Source organism: Pseudomonas sp. dw_612 (assembly GCF_018449725.1).
In the GTDB taxonomy this organism is placed as follows: domain Bacteria; phylum Pseudomonadota; class Gammaproteobacteria; order Pseudomonadales; family Pseudomonadaceae; genus Aquipseudomonas.
In genome coordinates this window covers 64,337-82,889 of sequence record NZ_JAAVVC010000025.1, presented here as the reverse complement: position 1 = coordinate 82,889, position 18,553 = coordinate 64,337, and the positions used below count along the sequence as shown (strand labels likewise).

Annotated in this window: 14 protein-coding genes; 4 read left to right on the top strand and 10 right to left on the bottom strand. The window is 61.3% G+C overall.

Annotated elements, in window-relative coordinates; genetic code table 11:
- The first annotated feature begins 171 nt into the window (after nt 1-171).
- The gene (locus HB680_RS28445; RefSeq protein ID WP_213941651.1) at nt 172-1,038 is read left to right on the top strand and encodes a pirin family protein; all 867 of its coding nucleotides are present in this window, start codon (nt 172-174) and stop codon (nt 1,036-1,038) included.
- A gap of 205 nt (nt 1,039-1,243) precedes the next feature.
- Nucleotides 1,244-2,686 (top strand): mechanosensitive ion channel family protein, encoded by a 1,443-nt coding sequence (locus HB680_RS28440; RefSeq protein ID WP_213941650.1) that lies wholly within the window; start codon nt 1,244-1,246, stop codon nt 2,684-2,686.
- Between the two features lie 114 nt (nt 2,687-2,800).
- Here HB680_RS28440 and HB680_RS28435 read toward each other — a convergent pair whose 3' ends face one another.
- The 3 genes from HB680_RS28435 to HB680_RS28425 form a co-directional block, all read right to left on the bottom strand.
- On the bottom strand, nt 2,801-5,221 hold the full coding sequence (locus tag HB680_RS28435) for a TonB-dependent receptor (protein WP_213941649.1): 2,421 nt from the start codon (nt 5,219-5,221) through the stop codon (nt 2,801-2,803).
- Nucleotides 5,222-5,421: 200 nt separating this feature from the next.
- Nucleotides 5,422-6,381, bottom strand: a complete 960-nt coding sequence (locus tag HB680_RS28430; RefSeq protein ID WP_213941648.1) for a FecR family protein — start codon at nt 6,379-6,381, stop codon at nt 5,422-5,424.
- Nucleotides 6,381-6,887, bottom strand: a complete 507-nt coding sequence (locus HB680_RS28425; protein WP_213941647.1) for a sigma-70 family RNA polymerase sigma factor — start codon at nt 6,885-6,887, stop codon at nt 6,381-6,383. Before HB680_RS28425 ends, HB680_RS28430 begins: the two co-directional genes overlap by 1 nt.
- Nucleotides 6,888-7,090: 203 nt before the next feature.
- Between HB680_RS28425 and HB680_RS28420 the strand changes: the two genes are divergently transcribed.
- A complete protein-coding gene (locus HB680_RS28420) occupies nt 7,091-7,531 on the top strand; it encodes a carboxymuconolactone decarboxylase family protein (protein WP_213941646.1) in 441 nt (146 codons plus the stop codon).
- Here the strand turns inward: HB680_RS28420 and HB680_RS28415 are convergent, their stop codons facing one another.
- The 4 genes from HB680_RS28415 to HB680_RS28400 form a co-directional block, all read right to left on the bottom strand.
- Complete coding sequence (locus HB680_RS28415) at nt 7,532-9,121, bottom strand: DHA2 family efflux MFS transporter permease subunit (RefSeq protein ID WP_213941645.1); 1,590 nt, start codon at nt 9,119-9,121, stop codon at nt 7,532-7,534. It lies immediately after the preceding gene.
- Nucleotides 9,118-10,236, bottom strand: coding sequence for an HlyD family secretion protein (locus HB680_RS28410; RefSeq protein ID WP_213941644.1), 1,119 nt, complete (start codon nt 10,234-10,236; stop codon nt 9,118-9,120). Before HB680_RS28410 ends, HB680_RS28415 begins: the two co-directional genes overlap by 4 nt.
- Before the next feature lie 253 nt (nt 10,237-10,489).
- Nucleotides 10,490-11,425 carry a choline ABC transporter substrate-binding protein gene (locus HB680_RS28405; protein WP_213941643.1) on the bottom strand — a complete coding sequence of 312 codons (936 nt, stop codon included), beginning with the start codon at nt 11,423-11,425 and terminating at the stop codon, nt 10,490-10,492.
- Nucleotides 11,426-11,640: 215 nt separating this feature from the next.
- Nucleotides 11,641-13,119 carry an aldehyde dehydrogenase family protein gene (locus HB680_RS28400; RefSeq protein ID WP_213941642.1) on the bottom strand — a complete coding sequence of 493 codons (1,479 nt, stop codon included), beginning with the start codon at nt 13,117-13,119 and terminating at the stop codon, nt 11,641-11,643.
- Nucleotides 13,120-13,322: 203 nt separating this feature from the next.
- Between HB680_RS28400 and HB680_RS28395 the strand changes: the two genes are divergently transcribed.
- The gene (locus HB680_RS28395) at nt 13,323-14,054 is read left to right on the top strand and encodes a class II aldolase and adducin N-terminal domain-containing protein (protein WP_213941641.1); all 732 of its coding nucleotides are present in this window, start codon (nt 13,323-13,325) and stop codon (nt 14,052-14,054) included.
- A gap of 184 nt (nt 14,055-14,238) precedes the next feature.
- Here the strand turns inward: HB680_RS28395 and HB680_RS28390 are convergent, their stop codons facing one another.
- The 3 genes from HB680_RS28390 to HB680_RS28380 form a co-directional block, all read right to left on the bottom strand.
- Nucleotides 14,239-15,303 (bottom strand): GlxA family transcriptional regulator, encoded by a 1,065-nt coding sequence (locus tag HB680_RS28390; protein WP_213941640.1) that lies wholly within the window; start codon nt 15,301-15,303, stop codon nt 14,239-14,241.
- Between the two features lie 9 nt (nt 15,304-15,312).
- Complete coding sequence (locus HB680_RS28385) at nt 15,313-16,974, bottom strand: choline dehydrogenase (RefSeq protein WP_213941639.1); 1,662 nt, start codon at nt 16,972-16,974, stop codon at nt 15,313-15,315.
- A 150-nt stretch (nt 16,975-17,124) separates the two neighbouring features.
- Nucleotides 17,125-18,294, bottom strand: a complete 1,170-nt coding sequence (locus HB680_RS28380) for an aromatic ring-hydroxylating dioxygenase subunit alpha (RefSeq protein ID WP_213941638.1) — start codon at nt 18,292-18,294, stop codon at nt 17,125-17,127.
- Between the last annotated feature and the right edge of the window lie 259 nt (nt 18,295-18,553).

Sequence of the window (18,553 nt, the reverse complement as noted above, 5' to 3'; positions counted from 1 at the left end):
ATGTTCGTCGATATTATGTCCGAAATAAAAACCTGGCTACTCCCGTTTTATAAGGTCAATGCCGGTATCGTCTCGCTGGTAGAACGCTAAGGCCGATTTTTGCAGTCTAGCGCCGGATTGGTATCAGATTTAAGCTGGGTTCATGCTTTACCCACCTATATCGGAGGCACGATGAAAAACATCATCGGTATCTACACCAGCCCACGGGCCCATTGGGTCGGCGACGGTTTTCCGGTTCGCACGCTGTTTTCCTACGACACGATGGGCCAACACATCAGCCCGTTTTTGCTGCTCGATCACGCCGGTCCCGCCGACTTCACCCCGACCACCGAGCGGCGTGGCGTCGGCCAGCATCCGCATCGTGGTTTTGAAACCGTGACCATCGTCTACGACGGCGAAGTGCAACACCGCGACTCCACCGGCGCCGGTGGCACCATTGGCCCGGGCGATGTGCAATGGATGACCGCGGCTTCGGGGATCATTCATGAGGAATTCCACTCCGACGATTTCGCCAAACGCGGCGGCAAACTGGAAATGGTGCAACTGTGGGTTAACCTGCCCGCCAAGGACAAAATGGCCGACGCCGGTTACCAGACCATCCTCGACCGCGACATCCCGAACATCCCGCTCAAGGACGACGCTGGCAGCCTGCGACTGATTGCCGGTGAATTCGACGGCCATACCGGTCCATCGCGCACCTTCACGCCGATTGATGTCTGGGACCTTCGCCTGAACACCGGCAAGTTGCTGACGCTGGACCTGCACGAAGGTCGCAACACCGCCCTGGTGGTGCTGCGCGGCACGGTGCAAGTCAATGGCCTGGAACTGGTACGGGAAGGGCAGTTGGCGCTGTTCGAGCGCGACGGCCGGCAGATCAGTCTGGAAGCCAATAATGACGCGGTGGTGTTGCTGCTCAGCGGCGAGCCGATTGACGAACCTATCGTCGGTCATGGTCCGTTCGTGATGAACAGCGAACAGGAAATCCACCAGGCGTTTGCCGATTACCAGTCGGGGCGGTTTGGGCGGATGAGCAGTTAAATCCCGCAACACCGCATAACCCATGTGGGAGCGGGCTTGCTCGCGAAGAGGCCGTGTCAGTCACTATCAAAGTCGACTGGCACGCCGCCTTCGCGAGCAAGCCCGCTCCCACATTGTTTTACGGTGTTCTCAGGACAGCAAATCCTCCTACACTGTGCCCAATCCGTGCGATCTTCGCGCCATTGGCCTTTGCTGGAGTTGCTTGATGCTGTCACTGCTCACCGATCACCCGCTGCTCGCCGCATTGGTCCTGATCCTGATTGATCTTGGGCTGTGGCGTTTGATCAGCACCAACGGCAGCAACTGGAAACTGGTGGTGCGGCTGGTGATTTTTGCGTTGTTCAGCGTTCTGCTGTTCAACGAAGGCCTGAACCCGCTGGAGCCGGCGCCCTGGGCCGATAACGTGCCGTTGCACCTGGCTGCCACCGGTTTGCAGATCGGCTGGTGGCTGTTCGGTGCGCGAACCCTGACGGTGCTGATCGGTGCGGTGATGATGCAACGGGTCGGGCACACCGGGCGCCTGCTCCAGGATTTGCTTGGCGCGGTGATTTTCCTGATCGCGATCATCGCCGCCATGGCCTACGTGCTCGACCTGCCGGTCAAAGGCGTGCTCGCCACCTCCGGCGCGGTGGCGATCATCGTCGGCCTGGCGCTGCAAAGCACCCTCAGCGACGTGTTCTCCGGCATCGTCCTCAACACCACCAAGCCTTATCAAATCGATGACTGGATCTCCATCGACGGCACCGAAGGCCGGGTCACCGACATCGACTGGCGCGCCACGCGCATGCAAACCGCCCAGGGCAGCCTGGCGGTGATTCCCAACTCCTTGGCGGCCAAGGCCAAGATCATCAACTTCAGTCGGCCGAGCGACATGTTCGGTGTTTCCATCAGCCTGCAATTGAGCCCGCACGCGCGGCCGAACACGGTGGTCGAAGCCCTGGAACGGGCGATGCAGGGCTGCCGTCTTCTGCTGGATCGCCCGGCGCCGAGTGTCGCTCTGAAAAGCTCCAGCAGCGCCGGTGTCGAATATGAAATCAGCGGGTTTGTCGCCTCGATGGACCAGAAACGCACCGTGCGTAATCTGCTGTTCGACCTGGCGTATCGGCACTTGCAGGCGTCCGGCATCAATCTACTGTCGAGCGTCGAGCCCAACCCGCCGGGCAACGTGTCCCGGCCGCGGGCGTTGCTGGAAAGCTCGGCGATTTTCTCGACCCTGCGCCAGGAAGAGAAAGAAACCTTCAGCCAGAACATGACCCTGCAAACCTTCCGCGCCGGCGAGACGATTCTGGCGGCGGGGGAGGTCAGCGATCATTTGTTCATCATTGAATCCGGGGTGATTTCGGTAACCCTGATCCGTCACGGTACGCCGTTCGAATCCGGGCGCATGGGCCCGGGCGAGGTGATTGGCGAGGCCGGCATCCTGTCCGATACCTCGGTGCCCGCAGCCTTTACCGCCAAGACCTTCTGCGCCCTGTACCGCATCGAAAAGGCCTACCTCAAGCCGTGCCTGGATGCGCGTCACGACATCAACGATGCGATGAAAGCCTTGCTCGATTTCCGGCTGCACAAGGCGCGGACATTAACCCAGGACGAGCCGGTGGTGGTGCCGAAGAAGGGGTTTTTGCAGTGGCTCAGAAGTCGCGCGTGAATGGCCGCTGCGCGGATCGCGAGCAAGCTCGCTCCCACAAGGGCTAGCGCATAACCTGTGGGAGCGAGCTTGCTCGCGATGGCGATATCAGCCACACCAAAAGACTCGGACCGATCAGAAATCCACAGTCGCCGAAACCTTCAACGTCCGCGGTGTCCCCTGGGTCAAGTACCCGCCATTCGCCGAAGCCCAGTAAGCCTTGTTCGCGACGTTCTCCAGATTGGCGCGCAAGGTGATGTCCTTCTCGTCCACCTTGAAGGCATACCGCGAACCCACGTCAAAACGATTCCACGCCGGAATGCTTTGGGTGTTGGCGGCGTTCAGGTACTGCCCGCCCGTGCGTAACATCCGTGCGCTCAGCGCCGCACCTTCAATCCCCGGCACGTCCCAGTCGGCTCCCAGATTCAACTGAAAGCGCGGCACACCCACGGCGCGGTTGCCGTCATTGACGCCGTTGGTACTGCCTTCGATCTCGGTTTTCATCAGGGTCGCGCCGCTGAGCAGGCGCAGGCCCTCCAGCGGTTCGCCATAGACGTTGAGCTCCAGCCCTTTGTTTTGCTGCTGACCATCAACCCGGAAAATGCCGTCCTGGGTGTAGCTCGACGGCTGCTCGATGCGATACACACCCAGGCTCGCGCCGTAGCTGTCCATGTCCAGGCGCACCCCGGCTTCGATTTGCTTGCTGCGCACCGGGGCGAAGGTTTCGTCACGGTTGATCGCGCTGGTCGGCGGCGTCGGGCCTTTCGCCAGGCCTTCGATACGGTTGGCGTAAAACGACACATGCTCCCAAGGTTTGATCACCAGTCCATAAACCGGGGTGGTGATCGACTCTTCATAACTGGAAGTGCGCGCGCCGCTGGTGGTACTCCAGCCGTCGACTTTCAGATCCTGGCGTCGTACGCCGAGGGTCAGCAGCACGCGATCATCGATAAAGCCCAAGGTGTCGGACACTGCGGCGCTGCGCAGGGTGTTTTTGCCGACGATGCGCGGGTCGTGGATGTCGCTGCCGAACGACGTCGCCCGTGGCCGTGGCTTGTCGGTGACGTTGTAGATATTGGTGTTGTAGCGCCCGGCCGTGCCGATGGTTTCGAAGGCTGAGCGCTGTTCGCCCCAGATTCCCGCCAGGCCGAGGTTCAGTTGATGGCTGACTGGCCCGGTATTCAAGTGGCCATTGAGGCCGGCCATCAGGCTTTGATTGTCCTCGTCGTGGGGCGGATACAGCATGCCGCCACGGGCGTTGCCATTCAGGTCGGTGAGGGTCAGCGACGAGTACACGCCGTTTTCCCGGGTGTGTTTGGCGCCGCCGGCCACGTACGCCGTCCAGTTATCGGTCAGGTCATATTCGGCGCGGGCCATGCCGAAGGTGTCTTCCAGTTGCGAGTAGCTCCAGTTCTGCGCATAACCCGCGTTGGCGTCCGGCACCTTGGGCACTTTTTTCAGGCTGGAATCGACGTACACCACCGAGCGGCCCTGGTTGATCACCTGTTTCTGGTAACCCAGATCGGTGGAAATACGCAGGCGATCACCGCGATAGTCCAGGCCCAGGCTGATCAGCGAAGAGCGTTGGTCTTCATCATCGACGGCGGTGTCGCCTTCCCGTTGCAGCAGGTTGACCCGCGCGCCGAAGCGGTTGTCTTCACCGAAGCGCTGGCCCAAATCCAGATGCCCACCCACCCGGCCATCGGCGCTGTAATCGAGGGTGACGCTACGGGTCGGTACATCATTGGCGCGCTTGGGTTGCAGGTTTACGCCGCCGCCGATCCCGCTGCCGCTCGGGGTCACGCCATTGACGAATGCGTTCGGGCCTTTGAACAGTTCGACCCGTTCCAGCGCTTCGGTGGCGATGATCTGCCGGGGCAACACGCCGTACAGGCCGTTATAGGAAATGTCATCGGAGGCCAGGGGCAAACCACGAATCATGAACACCTGGGAGAAGTTGCCGAACCCGGCAGACTGGCGCACCGAGGCATCATTGAGCAGCACGTCACCGACGGTTTGCGCTTGCTGGTCGGCGATGGTCTTGGCCGTGTAACTGGTGACGCTGAAGGGCAAGTCTTTCAGCGCCTGGTTACCCAGCATGCCAACCTGCGCGACTTTGGCGACCTGGCCGCCGCCGTAGGTTTCGGCGTTGTCGTCACGCAGGGCGCTGACGCTGGTGGCGTCCAGTTCCAATGCGCCGCCAGCCGCGACCCGTGGCGCCAGGGTGTAGCCGTTGCCGCCCGTGGCGATCAGCTCGAAGCCGCTGCCGTCGAGCAACTGCGCGAAGCCCGACTGCACACTGTAGCTACCTTGCAACCCCGGACTCTGGCGATCACCCAGTTGTGCCGGATCGAACGACAGCGGCACCCCGACACTCACGGCAAATTGCGCCAATGTGTGGCTGAGCAACCCCGGGCCGATATTGATGGTGCGGCTGGCGCTTTCGTTAACGGCGTCGGTGGCCTGACTGGTGAGCGGCAGCACTGCGCAGAAGGCGAGGGTGAGGCCCAGGCTCAGCGCCTTGAGCGGGAAATCGTGCAGGGGTGTTGAAGTCATTCGGCGTTCCTGTCGAGCGCGTGGAATTGAAGAGGCATATCCACACACCGAACGAAACGCAGAAAGGTATCAGGGGACATTGAAAATAATGTGGGATGGGTCCGTAGCAGCTGTCGAGCCCCAGCGAGGCTGCGTCGGCGAGGCCGCGTTGGCCCCGACGCAGCCTCGCTGGGGCTCGACAGCTGCTACGGGTCTGATCGTCAGGCTCGCGGTTCCACCGACAACCAATAGCGGGTCAGGCTGCTGATTTTCAGCGGCAGGGTATCGCTGAGCAGGCGCAGGCTGGCGTCGGTATCACGCAGGGAAAAGGCCCCCGATACGCGCAATGCCGCGACATCCGCATGACAGCGCAAGACACCCGGCCGATAGCGGCCCAGCTCACCGAGCAATTCATCCAGGCGCATGTTGTTCGCCAGCAACATGCCCTTGTCCCAGGCGAGGGTGCTGGTGTCGAAGCTTTCCGGCGAGTCAAAGCGGTTCAGCTTGAAGCTCTGGCGTTCACCGGGGTTGAGGATCGTGCTCTGTTGCAGTAACTGCGGCGTGATTTCTACTCGCCCTTCGAGCACCGACACCTGGCTGCGCGAGCCATTGATCCGCACGCAAAACCGCGTGCCCAGGGCGCGTGCTGTGCCTTGCGGGGTTTCGACGATAAAGGGGCGGACGGCGGAGTCCTTGGCGGTGCTGATCAGCACTTCGCCTTGCAATAGCAGAAGTCGACGCTCCTGCGGGCTGAAGGCGATATCCACCGCACTTTCGGTGTTGAGCACTATCTGGCTGCCATCGGGCAGTTGCAGGTTCTTTTGCTCGCCCACGGCGGTGCGCTGGTCGGCGGTCCATTGCTGCCACGGCACATGTTGCGAAGCGATGCCCAACGGCCCGGCCATCAGCAGCAAGCCCAGGCGCGTAGCCGTCTGGCGCCGGGTGAGGCCGTCCTTGCGCGAGGCTCGTTGCAGGGTCTGGATAGCAAGGTTGGCCGGGACGTTGCGAAAGTCCCCGAGAATCGCCTCGGCCCGCAACCAGGCCTGAGCGTGCTCGGCGCTGCGTGTACGCCATTGGGCGATGGCCTGATGATCGGAAGGCGTTGCCGTGCCCGAGTGCAATTGCACCAGCCAATCGGCGGCTTCGCCGAGTATTTGCGGGTTGATCACTGATGAACTCATCAAGCGACACTCAGGCAGGCAATGAATGCCGCGCGCATGTGCCGTTTGACGGTAATCAGCGACACATTCAGGCGCGTCGCGATCTGGCTGTAGGTCAGCCCTTCGATCTGGGACAACAGGAAGGTGTCGCGAGTGGCCGCCGGCAATTCACGCAACAAGGCTTCGATGCGCCACAGGGTTTCGAGAATCAGGAAACGGGTTTCGGGGGAGGGCACTTCAGCGACCGGCAAGTGCGCGATGGTCTCCAGATAAGCCCGTTCGAGGTCCTGGCGGCGCCAGCGATCAATTACCAGGCCTTTGGCGATGTGGGTCAACAACGCTCGGGGTTCGCTGCCCAGCGGCCGGACAACCTGGCGAGTCAGCAGTCGCAAAAAGGTATCGTGGGCCAGGTCGGCCGCGTCGCAGCGGTTGCCCAATTTTCGATGCAACCATCCCTGGAGCCAGCCGTGGTGTTCGCTGTACAAGTGATGGACTTGCTGATTCAAGGGCTGGTCGGCGGATGACATGGCGGACAGATACTCGATTCGGGCGTCCTGGCCTGAGTGCAATTAAGAATTGATCGCATTCTAGTGGCGCGGACCGAGCTCTGGCAATTGGCTTTTTTGGGCCGCCCCGCAATGGCCTCCTCGTCTTCTCGAATATTGGCTATTTGTCACGGGTGCGGGCGGGCTTAACGTAGCTCCACATTCACTTGTGACGGAGCCCTGCCATGAAACCTCGTATCGATTTCTATACCGCCTCCCCGGATGCGCTCAAAGCCATGATCGCCCTGGAAACCGCGGTGTCGAAACTGCCGCTGGAAAAGAACCTGATCGAACTGGTCAAGTTGCGCACTTCGCAAATCAACGGCTGCGCCTTCTGCCTCGATATGCACAGCGCCGATGCCCGCAAGGGCGGTGAAGACGAACGTCGCCTGGCCACCTTGTCGGCCTGGCGTGAAACGCCGTTCTTCACTCCCCGTGAACGTGCGGCGATGGCCTGGACTGAGTCCCTGACCCTGATCAGCCAGACTCACGCCCCGGACGAAGACTACGAACTGGCCACCGCCGAGTTCAGCCCGAAGGAAATGGTCGACCTGACCGTGGCCATCACCACCATCAACGCCTGGAACCGCTTGGCGATTGGCTTCCGCAAAATGCCTCAAGCCTGATCAATGCGCGTTTGCTGACGGCGCGGCCGGTGGTTGCACCTTGCGCATCAAGGGCACCATCGCCGTGGCGATAATGAAGCAGACCATGATCATCAAAAACGCGTCGCCATAGGTTTGTGTCTGGGCTTCGCGGAACGTCAGCAACCACAGTTGATGCAGGCTGGCGGTGATCCCCGCGTCACCGCTTTGGCCGAGGGCGGCGAAGTTGTTGCCGACCTGGGACAGCCACTGGTTGAGCGCTTCGTTGGTGCTGTTCAAGTGCTCCGCCAACCGGGTGAAGTGCAGGTTGGTGCGGTCGTTGAGGATGGTGGCGCACGCCGCAATGCCAATCGCGCCGCCGAGGTTACGCATCAGGTTGAACAACCCCGAAGCATGTTTGAGCCGCGACGGCGCCAGGCCACCTAGAGTCAGCGTCACTGCTGGCGGCACCGCCAGTTGCTGGGCAATCCCGCGCAAGGCTTGCGGCAGCATCAATTCTTTGGCCCCCCAGTCATGGGTGATCGGGCTGAAATCCCACATCGATAATGCGAACAGCCCAAGGCCGGTCATCATGATCCAGCGCAGGTCGATGCGGTTGGCCATAAAGGCATACAGCGGAATCGCCATGATCTGGAACACCCCGGTGGAAAAAACCGCCAGACCAATGTCCAGCGCGCTATAGCCACGGACCCGGCCGAGAAACAGCGGCGTCAGGTAAATCGTGGCGAACAGGCCGATACCGGTGACGAATGAAAAGAAGCAGCCGAGGGCGAAATTGCGGTCTTTCAACGCACGCAAATCAACAATCGGATTGGCCACGTGCAGGCTGCGGCCGATGAATGCCAGGCCGGCGAGGCCGCTGATCCACGCGGTGGTCAGGATCGTGCTGTCGCTGAACCAGTTCCAGCGCGGGCCTTCTTCGAGGGTGTATTCCAGGCAGCCGAGAAACAGCGCCATGAACACCATGCTGATGTAGTCGGCGCCCTTGAGCAGCGACAGTTCCGGCCGATCGATCTTCACCAGCATCGGCACGACCACGGCGACGAAAATCCCCGGCACGAGGTTGATGTAAAACAGCCAGTGCCAGGACGACACGTCGGTGATCCAGCCGCCGATCACCGGGCCGAGGGTCGGTGCCAGGGAGGCCACGGCACCGATGGTCGAGGCGGCGATCACCCGTTGTTTGCCGGTGAAGAAAAAGAATGCGGTGGTGAACACCAGCGGGATCATCGAACCGCCGAGAAAACCTTGCAGGGCGCGGAAGGCGATCATGCTCTGGATGTTCCAGGCCACGCCGCAGAGCAGGCTGGCCAGGGTGAAACCCACCGCCGAAGCGCAGAATAGCCAGCGGGTCGAGAACACCCGGGACAGCCAACCGGATAACGGAATCACGATGATTTCAGCGATCAGGTAGCTGGTCTGCACCCACGCGGTTTCGTCGGTGCCGGCGGAGAGCCCGCCGCCGATGTCGCGCAACGAGGCGGAAACAATTTGGATATCCAGCAGCGCAATGAACATGCCGATGCACATGCTGGCGAAGGCGAAGACCTTGGTCGCCGTGGCCATGTCCGCGACATTGAACGGCTGCGCGGGGGCGGCGACGGTGCTCATGGTGCGCTGGCCACGGCAGGGGTTTTGTCTTCGGCGCGGGTGTCGACTTCAGCGGTGACCGACAGCCCCGGACGCAGATGGCCGAGCACGCCATCCGCTGGATCGAGCACGATGCGCACCGGTACTCGCTGGACGATTTTGGTGAAGTTGCCCGTGGCATTTTCCGGTGGCAACACGCTGAACTGCGCGCCACTGGCGGGGGCGAGGCTGTCGAGATGACCGTGGAAGACCTGGCCCGAGAGCACGTCGGCGCGGATGATCACCCGCTGGCCGGAGGTCATGCGCGCCAGTTGGTCTTCCTTGAAGTTGGCATCCACCCAAAGACCGCTGGACGGCACCACCGACAACAGTTGCGAACCGGCCTGGGCATAAGCGCCGACCCGCGCCCGACGATTACCGACCACGCCGTCCACCGGGGCTTTAAGTTCGGTGTAGCCGACGTTGAGTTGGGCCAGATCACGTTCGGCCTTGGCTTGCATCAACGCAGCGCGAGCTTGTTGTTTCTGGGTTTCGATCACGTCCAACTGACGCTGCGAAGCCAGCAACTCAGCCTGGGCCCGGGCGCTGATCGCCTGGGCGGTCTTGAAGGTGGCGTTGGCGCGCTGGGCACTTTCCACCGAGACGGCGTTGCTGCCGACCAGTTTTTTGTAGCGCGCATCGTCATCCCGGGAACGGGCGGTTTCGGCGCCCGCCGCATCGATCCCGGCTCGGGCCTGGCCGATCACCGCGTGTTGCAGTTGTTCGGTGGCGTTGAGGTTGGCGAGCAGGGCTTCTTCGGCGGCCACCGCGCCTTCGGCCTTGGCCAGGTTGGCGCGGTATTCGCGCGAATCCAGGCGCACCAGCACGTCGCCGGCCTTCACTTTTTGGTTGTCGGTGACCAGTACTTCTTCGATGTACCCCGCGACCTTCGGCCCGATCACCGTGACGTCACCGCCAATGTAGGCATCGTCGGTTTCTTCAAGGAAACGCCCGGCGCTCCACCAATGGGCGCCGTACAGGCCGATACCGACCAACGCTGCAATGGCCACGGTCAGCAGAAGCAGGCGTTTGAGCACGGGCGGCTTTGTGGTCACCGGGACAGCCAGGTCGGGTTCAACGGTGGGCATGCTGGTCATGGACAAATACCTGTGAAGAACGAGTCGTTATTATGGCCGTAATATGACGCATGTAATATTTGGTGGCAATTAATTTTTGCTGCCGGTCGTCAGTTGGCGCGTTTAAGAAATGTGCCCCCAGGAAGGTCAGATCAGCAGAGACTCCTGTGGGAGCGGGCTTGCTCGCGAAGGCGATGTATCAGGCGACATTTCTATCGACTGACACACCGCCTTCGCGAGCAGGCTCGCTCCCACAGGGATTTTGTGTTCGGCGTTATTGAGCGGCCAGCCTCGCACCGGCCGCTTTCAATCCATCCTGCCCATCCCGACTGGTAACCCCGGCCAACCAAGCCTCAAGCACCTTCGGATTCGCCTTCAACCACGCCTTCGCCGCCGCCCTCGGCTTCTGGTTCTGGTTCAACACCGCGTCCATCAACTGGTTCTCCATCGCGAGGCTGAACTCCATGTTCTGCAGCAATTTGCCGACATTGCTGCATTCCTTCAGGTAGTCCTTGCGCACGTTGGTATAAACCGTCGCCTGACCAAAATTCGGTCCGAAGTATTCGTCGCCACCGCTGAGGTATTTCATCTTGTTGCGTGTGTTCATCGGGTGCGGTTCCCAGCCGAGGAACACCATCCATTCGTTTTTGCGGGTGGCGCGTTTGAGTTGCGAGAGCATGGCAGCTTCGCTGGATTCGACGACTTTGAAGTCCTTCAGGCCGAAGGCGTCCTTGTCGATCATGCTCTGGATCAGGCGATTGCCATCGTTGCCCGGTTCGATGCCGTAGATCTGGCCGTTGAGCTTGTCCTTGAATTTGGCGATATCGGCAAAGTCGTGCAGCCCGGCGTCGTACACGTAATCCGGCACCGCCAACGTGTACTTGGCGCCGTGCAGGTTGGCGCGCACGGTTTCCACGGTGCCGGCGTCGCGGAAGGGCTTGATGTCGTTTTCGGTGGTCGGCATCCAGTTGCCGAGGAACACGTCCAGGTCCTTGCCCGAGGCCAGGGCGCGGTAGGTCACGGGAATCGACAGCAGCGTGGTTTTGGTGGTGTAGCCGAGGGATTCCAACACTTCGCTGGTGATGGCGGTGGTGACGGTGATGTCGGTCCAGCCGACATCGGAAAAACGCACCGTGGCGCAGGACTCGGGTTCCGCTGCCTGGGCCAGTAGTGGCAGGGTGAGGGATGCAAGCAAGAGCAAGGCTTTCATAAGATCAACTCCTCAAGGGTAAACGTCGGCAGCGATTTGGGTGTGGCGGTCTTGTTGTTATGGGTGATGCGAAATCTGCTGTGAGGGGACTTGCCCTGGCACAGAACCTGTGGGAGCGAGCTTGCTCGCGATAGCGATCCAAGATTCAACACATGTGTTGCCTGCCAGTCCGTCATCGCGAGCAAGCTCGCTCCCACAAGGGTTGCCGGGCCATCTCAGCCCGCCTGATCAACCCCAAACCAATTCAAAGGCGCCGGCTCGGTATTGAGGTAGATGTGCTTGAGCTCAGTGAATTCATCGAGTCCGGCGCGGGACAGTTCACGACCAATGCCGCTGGACTTGAAGCCGCCCCACGGCGCCTGGGGGAATGCGGCGTTGTAGTCGTTGATCCACAAAGTGCCGACCCGCAGCCGCTTGGCCATGCGATAGGCTTTGCCGATGTCCCGGGTCCAGACCCCGGCAGCCAGGCCGTAGGGCGTGTCGTTGGCCAGTTGCAACGCCTGGGCTTCGCCGCTGAAGCGCTCGACGGTGATCACCGGGCCGAAGATTTCTTCCCGGGCGATGCGCATGTCGGCGCGCACATTGCCGAGCAATGTCGGGCGCAGCCAGAAACCCCGCTCGAACTGCTCGGGGATCGTGCCGCCCGCCAACAACGTCGCGCCTTGTTCGACCGCCCCGGCAATCATCGTCAGGATCTGATCTCGCTGACTCGCAGAAATCAGCGGCCCCATTTGCGTCAAAGAATCGAGACCATCACCCAGGCGAATTTTCGAAATCCGCCGCTGCAATGCCTCGACAAACCGATCATGAATCCCGTCCTCAACCAGCAACCGCGAACCGGCCGAGCAAATCTGCCCAGCGTTAAAAAACACTGCGTTCAACGCCTGATCCAGTGCCACGTCAAAGTCAGCATCGGCGAACACGATGTTCGGATTCTTGCCCCCCAACTCCAGCGCCACGCGTTTAAAGTTGCCGGAAGCCGCACGCATCACCTTGCCGCCGGCCCCGGCGCCACCGGTCAGTGACACCAGGTCCACGTCATCACTGGCGGCGAGTAATTCCCCGACATCGCCGGGACCGCAAAGCAGGTTAAACACGCCGCTCGGCAAGCCTGCTTCCGCGAGCAATTCGGTCAAGCGGTGCGCGGTCATCGGCGTCAGGCTGCTGGGCTTGAACACCACCGTATTGCCGGCGGCCAGGGCCGGGGCGATTTTCCACACCGCTTGCAGCAACGGATAATTCCACGGCGCGATCAAGGCGCAAACGCCCACCGGTTCGCGCTGGTTGAAACTGATGACATGCGCGGGCGCGTGGCTGTTGACGCTGGCGCTTTCGGTTTCCAGTAGCGCGGCGTAGAAGCGAAACGTGGCGACCACATTGCCCACATCGCCGAGGCTTTCGCCCAGGGTCTTGCCAGCGTTAAGGGTTTCCAGGCGCGCCAGATGCCCGGCATCCTTTTCGATCAACCTGGCAATCCGTTGCATCAGTTGCGCGCGTTCGGTGACCGGCATCGTCGACCATGGCCCCTGATCAAAAGCCTGGCGCGCGGCGCTGATCGCCAACTCCGCATCGACAGTGCCGGCCACCGCTACCTGCGCCAGCACGTCTTCGTTCGCGGGGTTGATCACGTCGCGATAACGCGCCTGCTGCGGCGCTTGCCAAACACCTGCAATGAACAACGGAATCTGCACCATCGATGTCTCCAGCCAAGTGGGTCGTGACGCTCACTATGGCGGTGCCGGCAACGGTGCTCTTGATCAAACGCGGCATAACGATGCCGTTTTCCCACGGTGGCCACGCCGCGAAATAACGGCAGCCGATGTCGTTTCCCATCAAGTGCCTTTGCTCCGTCTCTCTACACTGCGCAAAAGCCGATCCATCACGCTGAGGGCACACGATGAATCCACCTGTCGAGCAACTGAGAATCCGCCTGGCCTGCGCCTTTCGCTGGGCGGCTCGGCTGAACCTGCACGAATCCATCGCCAATCACTTCAGCGTGGCGGTGTCGGGGGACGGTCGGGAGTTTTTGATCAACCCGTACGGCAAACACTTCTCGCGGATCAAGGCCAGCGACTTGCTGTTGCTCAACGCCGACGACCCGGCCAGCCTCGACCGCCCGGACGCGCCGGACATCACCGCGTGGGCCTTGCACAGTGCGATCCATCGCAACCAACCCCACGCCCGCTGCATCCTGCACACCCACTCCAAATACGCGACAGCGCTGGCATGCCTGACGGATTCGCGGCTGCCACCGATCGAGCAAAACTCAATGCGTTTTTTTGAGCGCGTCGCCATCGACGAGGGGTTCGACGGCATGGGCCTGGGCGAGGAGGCTGAGCGGGTCAGCCATTTGCTCGAGGACAAACCGATCATGCTGATGGGCAACCACGGTTTGCTGGTGGCGGCCCCGACCATCGCCCAGGCCTTCGATGATTTGTATTACTTCGAACGCGCCTGCGAGGTTTACATCACCGCGCTCTCCACCGGCCGCGAGTTACGCATCGCCAGCGACGAGATCGCGCGCAAGACCTGCCGGCAATGGCTGGATTACCCAGGCTTTGCCGACAAGCATTTCAACGCGCTGATGGGGATTCTGGACGAGGAAGAACCTGACTATCGGCTAATTTAGGCCCTCTGTTCGGCTCATGTAGCAGCTGCCGAGGTACGAGGCTGCGTTCGGCTGCGAAGCAGTCGTCAAACCTGAGCACGCGGTCTTCCTGAAACACCGCGTCGCCTGATTTCACGACTGCTTCGCAGCCGAACGCAGCCTCGTACCTCGGCAGCTGCTACAAGTGCGGGTGTTTTGTTTAGCGTCAGTCCGCCTCGGCGGGGCGCCGTTCCTTGCTTAGGGGTTGGCGCATCACCGGGGCGGTAAACACTTGGCTGCGGTCTTCGCTGGGCGGGCAGCCGAAGCGTGCACGGTAGGTGCGGGAGAAATGCTCCAGCGAACCAAAGCCTGAACACGCCGCCACTTGCGCCACGCTCAGGCCGGTCTGTTGCAACAAACTGTGGGCTTTTGCCAAGCGTAGGGTGATGTAGTACTTGAGCGGCGACAGGCCGGTTTGATGCTTGAACTGGCGCTCCAGTTGCCGCCGCGACAGCCCGACCTGACTGGCAATCGCCTCGCAATCCAGCGGTTCTTCCAGGGCCTTTTCCATCAACTGAACCGCGCGGCGAATCTTGCTGCCGTACATCCCGGTGTTGGTCAGGCCGCCGTCGAGTTGATTATCGGCTGGCGCGCGCACATGCCCCATCAACAGGTGCATGGCGATTTCCCGGGACAAGTCGCTGTCGACGCTTTGGCCGATCCAGCCGAGCAACATGTCCAGGGTGGTCGTCGCCCCGGCGCAGGTCATGCGCTGGCGCTCCAGGGTGTAGAGCTGCGGCTTGGCGTGAACCCTTGGATAGCTTTCCTGAAACCCTTGCAGATTGTCCCAGTGCACCGCCGCTTCATAACCGTCCAGCACGCCGGCAGCGGCGAGCAATTCGGTGCCGGTTTCCACGCCCATCAGCACCGCGCCGAACAACGCCTGCTTACGCAACCAACTCTTGAGCGCCAGGTTGCGACTGTGTTTGTGCACATCGAAACTGGCGATCACCAGGCACACATCAAACCCCTGATCGGCGCGCAGTCCGTCATTGGCCACGGTGGTCAAACCATTGCTGGCCTGCACCGGTTCGCCGTCGAGGGACAACAGCGACCATTCAAACAACTGGCGTTGGGTCAGCCAATTGGCAATCGCCAACGGCTCCAGCACCGCCGCCAGGCCGAAGTTGGAAAACGACGGCAGCAACAACACCGCGACCCGCAACGGCGCGACATCGCCGCGTCGCCAGGTGAAGCGGCTTTGCGGGCTGTTGGACGGCTGATCAGTCATGAGCGATCTCTATCGTTGTCGAGTCTGCCACTGCGGATGAATCCAGACCGGTGCATCCCGTGCCGCCAGCGCTGGCCGGCCACGGATCAGGTCGCTGGCCTTTTCCGCGATCATCACCGTCGGCGCGTTGGTGTTGCCGCTGACGATCACCGGCATGATCGAGGCGTCCACCACCCGCAAGCCGTCGAGGCCGTGTACGCGCAATTGCGGATCGACCACCGCCTCCGGGTCGCCAATCGGCCCCATCTTGCACGTGCCGCTGGCATGGTAGCCGGTTTCCGTGACCTGCCTGGCCCACGCATCCAGCGCCTCGTCGCTCTGGGCCTGAGGGCCGGGCACCAATTCTTCACCTTTGAACGCGGCCATCGCCGGTTGCTCGATGATCTCGCGCACCAGGCGCGCGCCGGCGCGCATGTCGGCTCGATCCTGCTCGGTTTTCAGGTAATTGAACAGGATGCACGGCGGGTGTCGAGGGTCGGCGCTGTTCAGGGTGACGCTGCCCAGGCTGGTGGGGCGCATGAGGTCGATGTGAATCTGGAAGGCATGGCCCGGCACCAGATCGACACTGCCCGGTTGCACCGCCAGCGGCATGAAGGTCAGTTGCAGGTCGGGATGCTCGACCCCGGCGCGGGAACGAATAAACGCCCCGGCCTCGAAATGATTGCTCGCTGCGAGTCCATCGTGGGTGGCGAACCAACGGGCACCGATCCACCATTTGCCCGGCGCGGTGGTCCAGGGATAGAGCGACACCGGTTTTTTGCACAGGTATTGCACGACGGTGTCCGGGTGATCGTTGAGCCGTTTGCCGACGCCGGGCAGATCATGGATCACGCTAATGCCGAGGTCGCGCAGTTCCGCGGCCGGACCAACGCCCGACAGCAACAACAACTGCGGTGAATTGATCGCCCCGGCGGTGAGCAACACTTCGCGGCGGGCGAGGGCTTGATGTGTTCCGCCGTTCTGCTCGTATTCGATGCCGATGGCGCGTTGGCCGTCGAACAGAATGCGCAACGCCAGGGCGTCGGTGGAGACCTGAACATTGCCCCGGGCCAGCGCCTCGCTCAAATACCCCCGCGACGTACTCCAGCGCCGACCGTTGCGGGTGGTGCGATCCACCGGTCCGAAGGCTTCCTGGCGATAGCCATTCAAGTCGTTGCTCAAACCGTATCCAGCCTCTGCGCCCGCCGCCAGAAACGCCGCGCACAACGGCGTTTGCGTCTCGCCGGGGGTGACGTGCAGATGTCCCGCCGCGCCTCGGTAATCGTCGTTGCCATCGGCATGGGTTTGCGCGCGTTTGAAGTACGGCAGCACCTCTTGATAACTCCAGCCATCGCAACCTTGCTCGGCCCAACCGTCGTAATCCCGGGCATGGCCACGGATGTAGACCATGCCGTTGATCGACGACGAACCGCCCAACGTTCGGCCGCGCGGCGTGCCGATCCGGCGACCGTCCAGATACGGTTCCGGCTCGGAGTTGTAGCTCCAGTTGTAGCGCGTGCCGCCGACCACGATGCCGACCGCAGAAGGCATGTCGATGGTCCAGCTCTTGTCCGCCGGCCCGGCTTCCAGCACCAGAATCCGCACGGACGGGTCTTCGCTCAAGCGATTGGCCAACACGCAACCCGCTGACCCTGCGCCCACAATCAGGTAATCAAACTCATGATGGGTCATGGTTTGCTGTGCTCCATATAACGAATATTCACGACACTAAAACCCTGTGGGAGCGGGCTTGCTCGCGAAGGCGGTGGGTCAGCCGACATCTGTGTTGCCTGACACTCCGCCTTCGCGAGCAAGCCCGCTCCCACATGGACTGCGCTTGGCTCAGACGGCACCCGGCCCATGAATCCCGTTGAACACCAGCTTGTGAAAGTGATGCACCAAATGCTCACTTTCATTGCTGCGCTGGGCGTCGATCATGTAGCGCCCCTGGTCGTAACCCAGCGAATGCAAGCCTTTCTGCACCGAGATGTTCAGTGCAATGTCTTCCGGCCCCAGGTCCTCGTTCATCCACTTCATGCACGACGCGCTGACCGCAGCGGTTTCGCCGTTGTTGGAGTAGTAACCGAAGCGCAGCAGCGAGCGCTCGGCGTCCAGCGGGATCATGATGAACGAGCCCAGAAACTCCGAAAACGGGAAGGTGTAGAAGGTGTTGTTCGGCCACATGCCGATGTTGAAGAAGCATTCATCGGGGTTCACCTCGGGCTTCAGCGGCACGCCATAGGCTTCGGTCACGGTGAGATTGGCCGGGGCGATGTAGGTCCACCAGTTGTCGCGTTTGGTCAACTGATAGCCCTTGAAGTCGATGAGTTTGGCCAGATCGATATGGCACGGCCCGGACAACTTGAAGTGATAGCCCTCGATGGAGTTGTCCATGATCACCTTCCAGTTGGCCGGCACGATCACGTCCTGTTCCTCGATCAGGCGCATGTTCGCCAGGTTCGGAAACACCCGTCGCATCTCCTCATCGGCACCAGGAAACAGATCGCGCAGCGACGGCGCCGCCGGGTCGAGGTTGAAGTAAATAAACCCGCCCAACTCTTCGGTGCGCACCTGTGGAATGTTGAACTGCTGCAACTCGAAGTTCTTCATCTTCTCGCAACGCGGCGCACCGCGCAGGGTGCCGTCCATTTCGTAGCACCACGAGTGATAGGCGCAACGCACCACGCCGCCGGTGGTGCCGCGTCGCTCTTCGAGCAAGCGATTGCCGCGATGCTGGCAAACGTTGTGAAACGCATGAATCTGGCCCTGACGATTCCTCGCCACCACCACGCTCTGATCAAACAGATCGGTCACCACGTACTGACCGGGCTCGGCGAACTCACTGACATGCCCGGCCACGTGCCAGGCGTGCATGAAAATATTGTCGCGCTCGGCTTTGAACAACGTCTCGTCGAAGAAGTAACGCGAGGGCAGGGTGAAGGCTTCTTCCGGGTCCTGATGATCCCAACCCTCGACGGGGCTTTGCTGTTTGCGGGTCTGGAAATTTTGCATGGGGTGATCTCCACAGGGACTGGCCGCACGGCACGGCTGCTTGTTCTGGGAGTTAATCTAGGGCGCGGGGAAGGGTGGGGGTTGATGGATTGCGACGAGTTGGGTGGGGGAATGATCAAGGGCTCATCGGCTCGTTTATCCGCAGCCGACTCTATCGACTTGCTAAAACTATCTGTTTGTTTATCGCCGTCAATATCAAGTGTTTCAACGGCGAGACAGTCTGAATTAGCGTCGGGAGAGTTGTTTGACAAGTAGTCGA